At 63.7% G+C, this 12,570-nt stretch carries 11 protein-coding genes; 4 read left to right on the top strand and 7 right to left on the bottom strand.

Features of this window, described 5'->3' with window-relative positions:
• Positions 1-16 precede the first annotated feature (16 nt).
• From HU763_RS19895 to HU763_RS19885, 3 genes are all read right to left on the bottom strand, one after another.
• A complete protein-coding gene (locus tag HU763_RS19895; RefSeq protein WP_186685303.1) occupies positions 17-1,444 on the bottom strand; it encodes a di-heme oxidoreductase family protein in 1,428 nt (475 codons plus the stop codon).
• 244 nt (positions 1,445-1,688) lie between these two features.
• A complete protein-coding gene (locus HU763_RS19890; RefSeq protein WP_186685301.1) occupies positions 1,689-3,026 on the bottom strand; it encodes an imelysin family protein in 1,338 nt (445 codons plus the stop codon).
• A gap of 159 nt (positions 3,027-3,185) precedes the next feature.
• Positions 3,186-5,240 carry a putative bifunctional diguanylate cyclase/phosphodiesterase gene (locus tag HU763_RS19885; RefSeq protein WP_186685299.1) on the bottom strand — a complete coding sequence of 685 codons (2,055 nt, stop codon included), beginning with the start codon at positions 5,238-5,240 and terminating at the stop codon, positions 3,186-3,188.
• A 232-nt stretch (positions 5,241-5,472) separates the two neighbouring features.
• Between HU763_RS19885 and HU763_RS19880 the strand changes: the two genes are divergently transcribed.
• Complete coding sequence (locus tag HU763_RS19880) at positions 5,473-6,222, top strand: hydroxypyruvate isomerase family protein (RefSeq protein ID WP_186685297.1); 750 nt, start codon at positions 5,473-5,475, stop codon at positions 6,220-6,222.
• Between the two features lie 122 nt (positions 6,223-6,344).
• On the opposite strand, the gene HU763_RS19875 is transcribed toward HU763_RS19880, so the two are convergent.
• Both HU763_RS19875 and HU763_RS19870 read right to left on the bottom strand, forming a co-directional pair.
• A complete protein-coding gene (locus HU763_RS19875) occupies positions 6,345-6,941 on the bottom strand; it encodes a superoxide dismutase (protein WP_186685295.1) in 597 nt (198 codons plus the stop codon).
• A 469-nt stretch (positions 6,942-7,410) separates the two neighbouring features.
• On the bottom strand, positions 7,411-8,010 hold the full coding sequence (locus HU763_RS19870; protein ID WP_186685293.1) for a LysE/ArgO family amino acid transporter: 600 nt from the start codon (positions 8,008-8,010) through the stop codon (positions 7,411-7,413).
• 100 nt (positions 8,011-8,110) lie between these two features.
• On the opposite strand from HU763_RS19870, the gene HU763_RS19865 reads away from it, so the two are divergent.
• From HU763_RS19865 to HU763_RS19855, 3 genes are all read left to right on the top strand, one after another.
• On the top strand, positions 8,111-9,001 hold the full coding sequence (locus tag HU763_RS19865; RefSeq protein ID WP_186685291.1) for a LysR family transcriptional regulator ArgP: 891 nt from the start codon (positions 8,111-8,113) through the stop codon (positions 8,999-9,001).
• 49 nt (positions 9,002-9,050) lie between these two features.
• Complete coding sequence (locus HU763_RS19860; RefSeq protein WP_186685289.1) at positions 9,051-10,046, top strand: NAD-dependent epimerase/dehydratase family protein; 996 nt, start codon at positions 9,051-9,053, stop codon at positions 10,044-10,046.
• Between the two features lie 86 nt (positions 10,047-10,132).
• Positions 10,133-11,002: an ATPase gene (locus tag HU763_RS19855; RefSeq protein ID WP_186685287.1), complete on the top strand. Its 870-nt coding sequence runs from the start codon at positions 10,133-10,135 to the stop codon at positions 11,000-11,002.
• A gap of 101 nt (positions 11,003-11,103) precedes the next feature.
• Here the strand turns inward: HU763_RS19855 and HU763_RS19850 are convergent, their stop codons facing one another.
• Together HU763_RS19850 and HU763_RS19845 are read right to left on the bottom strand one after the other, a co-directional pair.
• Positions 11,104-12,153 (bottom strand): alkene reductase, encoded by a 1,050-nt coding sequence (locus tag HU763_RS19850; protein ID WP_186685286.1) that lies wholly within the window; start codon positions 12,151-12,153, stop codon positions 11,104-11,106.
• Positions 12,154-12,170: 17 nt separating this feature from the next.
• Positions 12,171-12,473 carry an ArsR/SmtB family transcription factor gene (locus HU763_RS19845; protein ID WP_170032314.1) on the bottom strand — a complete coding sequence of 101 codons (303 nt, stop codon included), beginning with the start codon at positions 12,471-12,473 and terminating at the stop codon, positions 12,171-12,173.
• Between the last annotated feature and the right edge of the window lie 97 nt (positions 12,474-12,570).

Here is a 12,570-nt window from a genome sequence, read left to right as displayed (position 1 = left end):
GGCTCCTTTGCGCTTTTTAAAGTGAGTTCAGGAACGCCAGCAACGCGGCGCGCTGCCCGGCATTGAAAGTGAGGACGAAATTGCGCGCAGCCTCGGCCTCGCCACCGTGCCAGAGCACGGCTTCGAGCAGGTTGCGGGCGCGGCCGTCATGCAGGAACTGGCTGTGGCCACTGACCGTTTCGCTCAGGCCGATACCCCACAATGGCGGGGTGCGCCAGTCCTGGCCGTTGGCGGCGAATTCGGTACGTTCGTCGGCCAGGCCCGGGCCCATGTCATGCAGCAGCAGGTCGCTGTAGGGGCGGATCAGCTGGTTGGCCAGCTCCGGCTCGGCGGCATTGGCGGCAGTGGTGAACTGCGGTGTGTGGCAGCCCTGGCAGCCGGCCTGGTAGAACAGGTTCTTGCCTGCCAGTACCTCTGGCGAGCCCACATCGCGGCGCGCCGGCACGGCCAGGTTGCGGGTGTAGAAGGTGACCAGGCGCAGAATGTTGTCGCTGACTTCCTTCTCGCCGCCGGCGCCATCGCCGTTGGCTGCGGCCAGGCAGGCGGCCTGGGCCGGGGTGCAATCGTCGTTGGGCTGCAGCGTGGTGGTCAGGCCCATGTCGCCGGCAAAGGCATGCACGTTCTGCTGGTTGACGTTGGGCTGCCCGGCCTTCCAGCCGAAGCGGCCGACCACGGTCTTGCCCAGGGCGTCGTCCCATACCCGGTTGGCGCGCCCGCGGATACCGTCGTGGTTGCGGTCGTCCGGGTCTTCATTGGCCAGCAGGTCGGCTTCGGGGATGGCTTCGAGCAGGCCAAGGCCGATCATCGGCGGTGCCACGCGTGCCGAAAAGCGCGTGTCGGGGTGCATCACGCCATAGCCAAGCTGGGTGATCTGCAGGGCCGGCTTGCGCAGTTCGACCTGGTAGCCATCCTTGAACGCCAGCGTTTCCTGGGTATAGCTGACCCGGACCTTGCCTTCCGGGGGCACGCCGGGGATGGCCATGTCCTGCAACTGGGTGCCATAGACCGGCTCCGGCACCACGCCGAGGCGCTCGACCACCTTGGCCAGGTACGGCTGGTCGGGGATCGACAGGCGCACCAGCATCGACACTGCGTTGCTGTCGCCCGGCTCTGGCGGGTGGCCGCGGCCGTCGCGCACGTGGCAGTTCTGGCAGGCATTGGTGTTGAACAGGGGGCCCAGGCCGTCACGTGCAGTGGTGGTGGACGGCGCGATGACCCAGGGGTTGCGGAAGAAACTGTTGCCCACGGCGAAGTCCAGGCGCCGTTCGGGCGAGAGGTTGGCCGAGGGCAGGGAATAAGCGTTGCGGTCATTGCGCTGCACGGTCGCCTGGCCAGCCGACAATGCTTCGCCGGGCTCGGCCTGGGTGAAACGCGGGGCGTCGTCACAGGCGGCGAGGGCAAAGGCCAGCAGCAGGGGAGAGAGTCGAAACAGCGACGAGGACATCGAGGATCCTGGGCGTGAGCGAAAAACCGGCGTGCAAGCTTAGCAGGCCCAGGATCTTTGAATAAGAGCAATTTGCGTTTGCTTGATGAAATCGTCGCCGCATAAAACAGGTCAGGCCATGTCCAGCTCGAATTGTCGGTTGACCGGGCTGACGATCAGGTTGTCGTTGCCACCATTGCGATTGCCAGGCAAACGAAAACGCCCGGCACAAGGCCGGGCGTCCGGGTGAAGCGCGGTTGGCAGATCAGAACTGGTGATCTGCGGTATCCGGGTTCAGGTTGGCAATGCCCAGCTTGCCGGCGGCCTGTTCGATCGCACCGGTCTGCTTGACCAAAGCGGCGATGGCGTCACGCACGATCTGGTTGCCGGCGGCGTTGTCGGCGGCGATCAGCTGGTCGTAGTGTTCGCCCTTGAGGGCGTGGTCGACGATTACCTGGATCTTGGCTTCGGTGGCTTCCAGGTCGGCCTTGAGGGTGGCGTCGGTGGCCGGGTCGACCTTGGCCACCAGCGACGACAGGCTTGGGCCGGTCACCTTGCTGCCGTCCGGGCGGGTGTACTCGCCCAGGTAGACATTACGGATGCCCTTGGCGTCGTAGAAGTGCGAGTAGTGGGTGTTGTCGCTGAAGCAGTCGTGCTCGTCTTCCGGCGAATTGGCTTCCAGGGAAACCTTCATGCGCTCGCCGGCCAATTCACCCAGCGACAGGCTGCCCATGCCGAACAGCATCTTGCGCAGGCCGTCGTTGACCGGCTCGGCTTCCAGCTTGGCGCGGTAGTTGTCGGCGACGTTCGGTGCCCAGTTGCCGACCATTTCTTCGAGGTCCTTGACCAGCAGGTCGGTAACCGCTTTCAGGTAGGCGCGACGACGGTCGTTGTGCCCGCCGGTGGCGCCCTTGCCTTCCAGGTAGTCCGATGCCGGACGGTTGCCCGCACCCGGACCGGTGCCGTTCAGGTCCTGGCCCCAGAGCAGGAACTCGATGGCGTGGTAGCCGGTCGCGACGTTGGCTTCGGAACCGCCCAGCTCGTTGAGGCTGGCCAGCTTCTCGGGGGTGATCTGCTTGACGTCGATCTTCTCTTCGCCTACCTGGATCTCGCTGTTGGCGATGATGTTGGCGCTGGCTGCCGGGTTGCCCAGGGCGTGCTCGTAGCTCTTGTCGACGTAGTCGATCAGGCCTTCGTCCAGCGGCCAGGCGTTCACCTGGCCTTCCCAGTCATCGATGATGGTGTTGCCGAAGCGGAAGGCTTCGCTCTGCAGGTACGGTACGCGCGAGGCGACCCAGGCTTCCCGGGCGGCCTTCAGGGTTTCGTCGTTGGGCTTGGCCAGGAACGCGTCGACAGCGGCCTGCAGGGTCTTGGCGGTGCTCAGGGAGTCGCTGTACACGGCATACACCAGCTCGGCGTAATGCTTGACTACGGCCTTGCCGGCGGCTTCGTCGACAGCCCCGGGCGCTGCAGCAGTGGTGCTGGCGGCAGCCGGTGCCTGGGCTTGCGGCGCGGCGGCCTTGTCGTCCTTGCCTTCACCGCAACCGGCGAGAGCGATGGCGATGGCCAGCAGACTGGCGGAGGCCAGAGGCATTCGAATCATTGTTGGTTTCCTGCGTCGTGTGGTTGGACCAAGGGGGAGACCGTGCGCCGTGGCACGCGAAACTACAACATCATGCGAAAGATTTGCATTTGCTGTAAAGGGGCGGGTATGTAAATTGCGCGAATATCACTCACGGCCCGCGGATGCCCGGGGGTAACTTCAGGACATCGAGACCTGGTTGCGCTGCGCCTGTTTGAGGAAGTTGGTCAGCTCTCGGGCCGACAGCGGTTTGCTGTAGTGATAGCCCTGGCCCTCATGGCAACCCTGGGCAACGATATAGGTTTCCTGCTCGGCGGTTTCCACGCCTTCGGCAATCACCTGCATGCCCAGGCTTTTGCCCAGCTGGATGATTGCACGAACGATGGTGGCGTCGTCATCGTCGTCCAGCAGGTCCTGGACGAAGCTCTTGTCGATCTTGATCTTGTCCAGTGGCAGCGATTTCAGGTAGCTGAGCGACGAGTAGCCGGTGCCGAAGTCGTCGATGGCAATCAGCGCCCCGGAGCGGCGCAGGCTCAGCAGGTGCTGGGCGGCGGTACTGATGTCTTCCATCAGGCCGGTTTCGGTCACCTCCAGCTCCAGGCTGCGCGGGGGCAGGCGGTAGGCCTGCAGCAGGTTGTTGACCACCCGCGGCAGCTCGTTGTGGTGCAGTTGCACGGTGGACAGGTTGACCGCCATGCGCAGGTCGCTGAAGCCCATGTCATGCCATTCGCGCAATTGCCGGCAGGCCTGGTCGAGCACCCATTCGCCAATGCCGATGATGCTGCCATTCTGTTCGGCCAGGGGAATGAACTGGTCTGGTGGCACCATGCCCAGCTCCGGGTGCTGCCAGCGCAGCAGTGCCTCGACACCGACCACCCGGTGGTCGCGGTAGCTGATCTGTGGTTGGTACACCAGATATAGCTGGTTGCGCGGCAGCGCTTCGCGAAGGTCCTTTTCCAGCTCGCGGCGTCGGCGCATCTCGCTGTCGACGCTGGCGATGTAGAACTGGTAGCGGTTACGCGAACGGGCCTTGGCCAGGGTCATGGTCTGTTCGGCTTTCTGCAGCAGCTTTTCGGTGCTGTCGCCGTCTTCGGGGAACAGGGTGATGCCGATGGTGGCGCGCAGGCGGATCTGCTGATGGTGGTCGAGGTCGAACGGTACTTCCAGGTCATCGAGGATGCTTTGCGCAAGTTCCGCCGCCTCGTAGGGTTGCTCGATATTCGCCTGGACCAGGGCGAACTGGTCGCCGCCCAGCCGTGCCAGGGCGCCCAGGCGGCCACTGTGGGCGCGCAGGCGGTCGGCCAGGGCCAGCAGCAGCTGGTCGCCGACCTGGTAGCTGAACTGCTCGTTGATACCCTTGAAGTCGTCCAGGCCCACGCACAGCACGGCCACGCGGTGTTGCAGACGGCCGCCGTCGACGAGGATCTTGTCCAATTGCTGCTGCAACTGCTGGCGGTTGGGCAAGCCAGTGAGGAAATCGTACTGGGCCATGCGTTGCAGGCTGTTTTCCGCCTCGTGGCGCAAGTGGGTGTTGCGCTCGATCGAGGCCAGCAACTGGTTGGCGGTATTCACCCACAGGCCCAGCTCATTCTTTTCATGGCCCTTGAGCAGCGGCAACTGGTGCTGGCTGGGGCGGTCGGGGTTGATCTGGGTGAGATGCTCGATGATCTTCGACAGTGGCTTGGTCAGCAGCCAGTGGTAGACCAGATACAGCACCAGGCCCATGGCCAGGGCCCGCAGCACGCCGGAAATGAAGATGATCACCGCGTTGATCAGGAAATCCTTGCCGTAGGCCGAGGTGTCGAGGGTGATGCTGAGGTCGCCATAATATTCGCTGAAGGGGCCGCGGCCGACCAGTTGCGTGGTATAGGTGCGTTCTTGGCCGAGGATCAGGTCGGTCAGCCAGCGCATGGCCATGTCCTGCAGCGGACGGGACTTTTCGGCCAGCATGGTTTCGTTGGGGTGGCCGATGGAGGCCATGCGCACCGATTCATCCTGGAACAGGCCTTCCATAACCTGCATGCCCATTTCGCGGTCGAGGCTGTACACCGCCTGGGTCGAAGGGTCGCGGAACATGTCGAGGATGCGCTGGGCATCGTTGTTCACGGCCTGGCGGGTCTTGTAGGTGTCATAGATGATTTGCGCACAGCTGAGCACGACGCCGACCGCCAGCGCCGACAGCAACACGACCCTGAGCAACTTGACCGACAAGCTGTTCCGCAATTCCAGCTTCAATGGGGTTTCCTTAATCCATGCGCATGGCATCATTTTGCCATCATCGATGACGATACACTACCGGCCGATCATGAGCAGTGTATCGGTTGCCTGACCCCGCAACTTGAATGCGCTGTATCAATCTTCCAAAGGTTTGATGTTAGCGTGGTATGCGGGCTGAGCAAGCGTTTTGCGGGGGGCGCGACTCAGCCTTTGAATTAACGAACGTTTTTTCCAGGATGGATGTGTACGCATGCTCAAATTCAATGCTCACCTTGGCTTCCAGTTCAACGAACTGCCTTTTCTGCAGCGTATCGAAGCCGCCGCTGCTGCTGGATTTCGCGCGGTAGAATTTCCCTCGCCCTACGAGTTCGATGCGAGCCAGCTGGCTGATCAACTGGCGCAGCATGCCTTGCCATTGGTCCAGTTTGCTGCACCGGCTGGCGTTGCCAAGGGCCTCGCTGCGGTGGCGGGCAAGGAAGCCGAGTTCCGTGACGGGTTGCGGCAGGCGGTCAGCTATGCCCGCACATTGGCGTGTGCGGATGTACACCTGATGTCCGGCATAACCCATGATGAGGGCGCCGGCAAAGTGTACGCGAGCAACCTTGACTATGCCGTGAAGTACTTCGAGGACCAGGGGCTGCGGCCGTTGATCGAGGTGATCTGCGCGCAGGAAATGCCCGGATACTACATGGCCGACTTCAGCAAGGCACAGCAGGTGCTGGAGGCGCATGCGAGTGTCGGGCTGATCTTTGATCTTTACCATGCGCAGGTGCTGACCGGGAATGCTGCCGATATGCTGGAGCAGTTCTTTGCGCGGACGGTGCATGTGCAGGTAGCCGATTGTCCGGGGCGGCATCAGCCGGGGACAGGGCAGATGGACATTGCCGGGTTGTTCACGATGCTGGACCAGCGCGGCTATGCGGGGTGGGTCGGGTGTGAATACCGGCCTGCGGGGGCTACTGCGGATAGCCTTGGCTGGCTTGATCAGTACGTGTCATGACAGCCCTGCGCGCCGAGCCCCTGCCAACGCCCTGAAAAAAAACCGATGCCAGGGAGACTGGCATCGGTTTGTGGCAAGAGGCCCGGCGCAGATGCCGGGCTTCCTGCTCAAGGCCGGATGACTCAGGCCTTGAAGGTCTTGCCTTCGAACTGTTCGGCAACGAAAGCCCAGTTGACCAGGTTCCAGAACGCCTCGACGTACTTCGGACGCAGGTTGCGGTAGTCGATGTAGTAGGCGTGTTCCCAGACGTCGCAGGTCAGCAGCGGGGTGTCGCCGCTGGTCAGCGGGCAGCCAGCGCCGATGGTGCTGGCCAGGGCCAGGGAACCGTCGGCCTTCTTCACCAGCCAGCCCCAGCCGGAACCGAAGGTGCCAACCGAAGTCTTGGTGAACTCTTCCTTGAACTTGTCGAAGGAACCGAAAGCGGCGTTGATGGCGTCAGCCAGGGCACCGGTCGGCTGGCCACCGGCGTTTGGCGACAGGCAGTTCCAGTAGAAGGTGTGGTTCCAGACTTGAGCGGCGTTGTTGAAGATGCCGCCCGAAGAGCTCTTGACGATCTCTTCCAGGGTCTTGCCTTCGAATTCGGTGCCTGGGACCAGGTTGTTCAGGTTCACGACATAGGTGTTGTGGTGCTTGTCGTGGTGATACTCCAGGGTTTCCTTGGAGATGTGCGGCTGCAGGGCATCGTGGGCGTACGGCAGCGGCGGCAATTCAAAAGCCATGGTGGATCTCCTGATTCAGGTCTGTTTGCGGTTTGCGCAAGGCCGATCACGGGCGGCCCGATCAGCGTCAGCGAGATTGTACTCTTTGCGACGCAAGGGCTGGATCATAGCACCGGGCCCGGCGCATAACCACGCAACAAAGATAGGGAATAGAGGTTCCAGAGCGGTTGGGCTGTGTTGACCAGTGGTGCTCGCCGCAACCTGTCCGTCGCCTGTGAAATCGAGCGCCGCCCGCGCGGCGCATCGCGAGCTGCGCTTGCTCCCACGTTTGTTTCGGGCCAATTGTTCCTGTGGGATTTGCGCGCGGACGCGTTGGCGCATGGCGTGATATCACGTCGGACCAACCAGGCGGTCGCGCGCCTGCCACAGGCGTTACTGGCTAGAAACAAACGTAGGAGCGAGCGCAGCTCGCGATGCGCCGCGCGGGCGGCGCGCGATTCTGCCAGCGATGAAAATGCCAGGCACAGACTCAGTTGAAGACCAACTGCGCCGCCACCGCGAACATCATGACGGCGACCATCAGGTCGAGCATGCGCCAGGTCGCTGGCCGTGCCAGCCACGGCGCCAGCCAGGCCGCGCCGATCGCCAGGGTCGAGAACCACACCAGCGAGGCGCTGGCAGCCCCGGCCACATAGGCCCCAGGCGCAGTCTGCTGGGCCCCCAGCGAGCCGATCAGCAACACCGTGTCGAGATACACGTGCGGGTTCAGCAGGGTCACCGCCAAGGCGCTGAGCAGCACTGCACGGCGTGACCGCGCGCCCTGGCCTTGCTGGTGCTGCAGGCTCTGCCTGGAACAGGCGCTGCGTAACGCCTTGGCGCCATACCAGACCAGGAATACCGCGCCGCCCCAGCGGGCGACCGCCAGCAAGGTCGGGTTGTGCGCCAGCACGGTGGCCAGGCCGAACACCCCGGCCGCCACCAGGATCGCATCACACAGGATGCACAGCGCCGCCACCGGCAGGTGATGCTCGCGGCGCAGGCTCTGGGCGAGGACGAAGGCGTTCTGGGCGCCGATGGCCATGATCAGGCCGAAGGCCACCAGCATGCCGTTGAGATAGCTTTGCCACATGGCCCGCTCTCCATGAATGTCGAGAAAAGATGCTGGCTATTGTGGGGAAACGGGTTGTATAAGAAAAACAAATAGCGCTGATCCGTCATTAGGAAAATCGATGTTCGACTACAAACTGCTGGCCGCCCTCGCGGCGGTGATCGAACAGGGTGGTTTCGAGCGCGCAGCGCAGGTGCTGGGCTTGTCGCAGTCGGCCATATCGCAGCGCATCAAGCTGCTCGAGGCACGGGTCGGGCAACCGGTGCTGGTGCGGGCCACGCCGCCGAGCCCGACCGAGGTCGGCCGCCAGTTGCTCAACCATGTGCAACAGGTGCGCCTGCTCGAGCGCGACCTGCAACGCCAGGTGCCGGCGCTGGACGAGGAGGGCATGCCGGAGCGCCTGCGCATCGCCCTCAACGCCGACAGCCTGGCCACCTGGTGGGCCGCAGCGGTGGGCAACTTTTGTGCGCAGCACAAGCTGCTGACCGAGCTCGTCGTGGAGGACCAGGAAGTCGGCCTCAAACGCATGCGCGCTGGTGAGGTGGCGGCCTGCCTGTGCAGTAGCGAGCGGCCGGTGGCCGGCGCGCGTAGCCTGCCGCTGGGGGCCATGCGTTATCGGGCGCTGGCCAGCCCCGGGTTCATGGCGCAGCATTTCCCGCAGGGTTTTGCTGCCAGCCGGCTGGCCCGTACCCCGGCGATCGTCTATGGCCCGGACGACTTCCTGCAGCATCGCTACCTGGCCTCGCTGGGTATCGAGGACGGTTTCCTGCACCACCTGTGCCCGTCCTCGGAAGGCTTCCTGCGCATGACCGAAGCCGGCCTGGGTTGGGGCCTGGTGCCCGAACTGCAGGCCCGTGAACAACTGGCCAGCGGCCGGTTGGTGGAAATCTGTCGCGATACGCCCATCGATGTGCCGTTGTACTGGCATCATTGGCGCAACGGCGGGCAACTGCTGACGCAACTGACCGAACACCTGCGCCACTGCGCAAGGCACTGGCTGGTGCCCTTGTAGGCACGGCTGGCGTCAGTTGCATCTGAAATCTGGCAAGACGGAGTGTTACATGCGAATTCTGGTCACCGGCGCGAGCGGCTTCATTGGCGGGCGCTTTGCGCGCTTTGCCCTTGAGCAGGGCCTGGACGTGCGGGTCAGCGGCCGCCGCGCAGAGGGGGTCGAGCACCTGGTCAAGCGCGGCGCCCAGTTCATTCCCGGCGACCTCGGCGATGCCGAGTTGGCCCGCCGCCTGTGCCAGGGCGTCGAGGCCGTGGTGCACTGTGCCGGCGCGGTGGGCAGCTGGGGGCGCTACCAGGACTTCTATCAAGGCAACGTGGTGGTCACCGAGAACGTCGTCGAGGGCTGCTTGAAGGAACATGTGCGACGCCTGGTGCACTTGTCGTCGCCATCTATCTATTTCACTGGCCGCTCGTGCCTGGATATCCGTGAAGACCAGGTGCCGCGTCGCTTCCACGACCATTACGGGCAGACCAAGTACCTGGCCGAGCAGAAAGTGTTCGGCGCCCAGGAGTTCGGCCTCGAGGTGTTGGCATTGCGTCCTCGTTTCGTCACCGGGGCTGGCGACGCCAGTATCTTCCCGCGGTTGCTGCAGATGCAGCGCAAGGGCCGCCTGGCGATCATCGGCAACGGCCTGAACAAAGTGGACTTCACCAGCGTGCACAACCTCAACGAGGCGCTGCTCAGCGCCCTGTTCGCTGACCACCGGGCGCTGGGCCAGGCCTACAACATCAGCAACGGCCAGCCATTGCCGCTGTGGGACGTGGTCAACTATGTGATGCGCAAGATGCAATTGCCACAGGTCACTCGCTACCGGTCCTACGGCTTGGCCTACAGCCTGGCCGCTCTGAACGAGGCGGCCTGCCTGCTCTGGCCGGGGCGCCCGCAACCGACCCTGTCGCGCCTGGGGATGCAGGTGATGAGCTGCGATTTCACCCTGGATATCAGCCGCGCCCGGCAGTACCTGGACTTCCAGCCCAAGGTCAGCCTGTGGACGGCGCTGGACGAATTCTGTGCCTGGTGGCAGCACCAGCCGCCAGGGCGATGAAGCCGCTGGGCCGATGACGATGATCAACGCGCCGCGCAGGCGGTTTATACTCGTGCCTCTTGCGACTACCGCGGTTGAATGTATCCATGCGTAACCATGCTCACGATGACTACGATGACGTGCCTAGCTTGCGCGCCGGCACCCATGACGATGACGAACTGATGCCGGCGCACGTGGTGCGCAGCCGTCAGAAAGCTGCCCGCGGAGCCAGTACGGCGCCGCTGTGGGCATTGCTCGGGGCCTCGTTCATCGCCTTGGCGGGCCTCGGCTGGTGGAGCTTCCAGCAGATTTCCCTGATGGAGCAGCAGCTGGTGGCGACCCAGGAGAGCTTTGCCCGCATCAGCGAAGAAGCGGCCGGGCGCCTGCAGGCCATCAGCGGCAAGGTGGCGGCCAGCGAGTCGGGAGCCATGACCAATAGCGAGGCGCTGAAGCTGCAGCTGCGTCAGTTGCAGCAGGGCATGGCCGGGCAGACCGGTGACCTGGGCAAGCGCCTGGAGCAGGTACTGGCGGATACCCGTGAACAGCAAAAGGCGGTGACCGAGTTGCAAGGCCAGCTGCAGGCGCAATTGAAGCAGGTGAACGGCGAGCTGGCCGCATTGCGTTCGGGCCAGGTCGATGGTGGCAAGCTGGATGCCCAGCTCAAGGGCCTGAACGAACAGGTTGCGGCGCTGAAGGCCGCGCAGGCCGACGGCGGCAAGCTTGATGGCCAGCTCAAGAGCCTGAGCAGCGAGGTGGCGGCGCTGAAGAAGCAAGGTAACCCGAGTGCGGCTATCCAGGACCTGGAGCAGGACATCCTGGTGCTCAAGAGCCAGATCGACAATCGCCCGGCTGCGGCGGCCTCCACTGGGGCGTCGGTGCAGGAGTTCGATGCCTTCCGGGCGCAGACGACCCGCAACCTGAATACCTTGCAGAGCCAGGTGCAGAACCTGCAGCAGCAGATCAACGCCCGGCCCTGAAAAGTCTTCTTCGCGGGCTCGCCCGCTCCCACAGGATCAGCACAATCTTCAAGCTTGTCGCCGTACCTGTGGGAGTGGGCGTGCCCACGAATAGCCCTCAATCACAACCGTGGATAGTCGATGTATCCCACCGGCCCCTTGCCATAGAAGGTCTCCGGCCGCGCCTCGTTCAGCGGTGCATCCGCCGCCAGCCGCGCCGGCAGGTCGGGGTTGGCGATGAACGGTACGCCAAACGCCACCGCATCCGCCTTGCCACTGGCCAGGGCCGCATTGGCACTGGCCTTGTCGAACCGCTCGTTGACGATGTACGGGCCGCCGAACGCTTGCTTGATCAACGGGCCGATGCTGTCATCGGCTTCCCGTTCCCGTGAGCAGATAAAGGCAATGCCTCGCTTGCCCAGCTCCCGGGCCACGTAGGTAAAGGTTTCGGCGCGGTCGGCATCGCCCATGTCATGGGCATCGGCACGTGGCGCCAGGTGCACGCCAACACGGCTCGCCCCCCACACCTCGATGGCCGCATCGGTTACCTCCAGCAGCAGCCGCGCACGGTTTTCCAGCGAGCCGCCGTAGCGGTCGGTGCGCTGGTTGGTGCTGCTTTGCAGGAACTGGTCGAGCAGGTAACCGTTGGCGCCATGGATCTCCACACCATCGAAGCCGGCGGCCTTGGCATTCTCGGCGCCGCTGCGGTAGGCCTCGACGATATCGGCGATTTCTTCGGTTTCCAGCGCGCGTGGGGTGGGGTAGTCACTCAACGGGCGTACCAGGCTTACATGGCCCTTGGGCTGGATTGCGCTGGGGGCTACCGGCAGTTCGCCATTCAGATAGCTGGGGTGGGAGATGCGGCCAACGTGCCACAGTTGCAGGAAGATGCGCCCGCCCGCAGCATGCACGGCCTTGGTCACATTGTTCCAGCCACGGACCTGCTCGTCGTTCCAGATGCCGGGGGTATCCGGGTAGCCGACGCCCATGGGGCTGACCGAGGTCGCCTCGCTGAGGATCAGTCCGGCACTGGCGCGCTGTACGTAGTATTCGGCCATCAGTGCATTGGGCACGCGGCCTTCATCGGCACGGCAGCGGGTGAGCGGGGCCATGATGATGCGGTTGGGCAACTGCAGGTCGCCCAGGGTGATCGGATCGAAAAGCGTGGTCATGACGGTTACCTGCCTGTTCAGAGTGCTTGGCGCAATTGTTCGAGAAACGCCTGGATGGTGGTTTCGTTGCGTTTGAAGAAGTGCCACTGGCCGATCTTCTGGCTACTGACCAACCCGGCGCGTTGCAGCGTGGCCAGGTGGGCGGAGACGGTCGATTGCGACAGGCCGCAGCGTTGGTCGATCTGCCCGGCGCAGACCCCGTTCTCGGTGCTGTGGTACTGGTCCGGGAACTGCGTTGCCGGGTCTTTCAGCCAACCGAGGATTTCTCGCCTGACCGGGTGGGCCAGCGCTTTTATGATTTCGTCGAGATCGAGAGGCATGGGTGGAGGCTCGTGGTAGCGGTATATCGCGATAGGACGAAATGTAAATCGTGAAATACCGATATACAAATACCAAGAGGTTCTGAGCCGGGCGCGA

Source organism: Pseudomonas anuradhapurensis (assembly GCF_014269225.2).
Lineage (GTDB): Bacteria > Pseudomonadota > Gammaproteobacteria > Pseudomonadales > Pseudomonadaceae > Aquipseudomonas > Aquipseudomonas anuradhapurensis.
The sequence above is the reverse complement of the archived record's forward strand: the minus strand, read 5'-3'. Positions and strand labels throughout refer to the sequence as shown.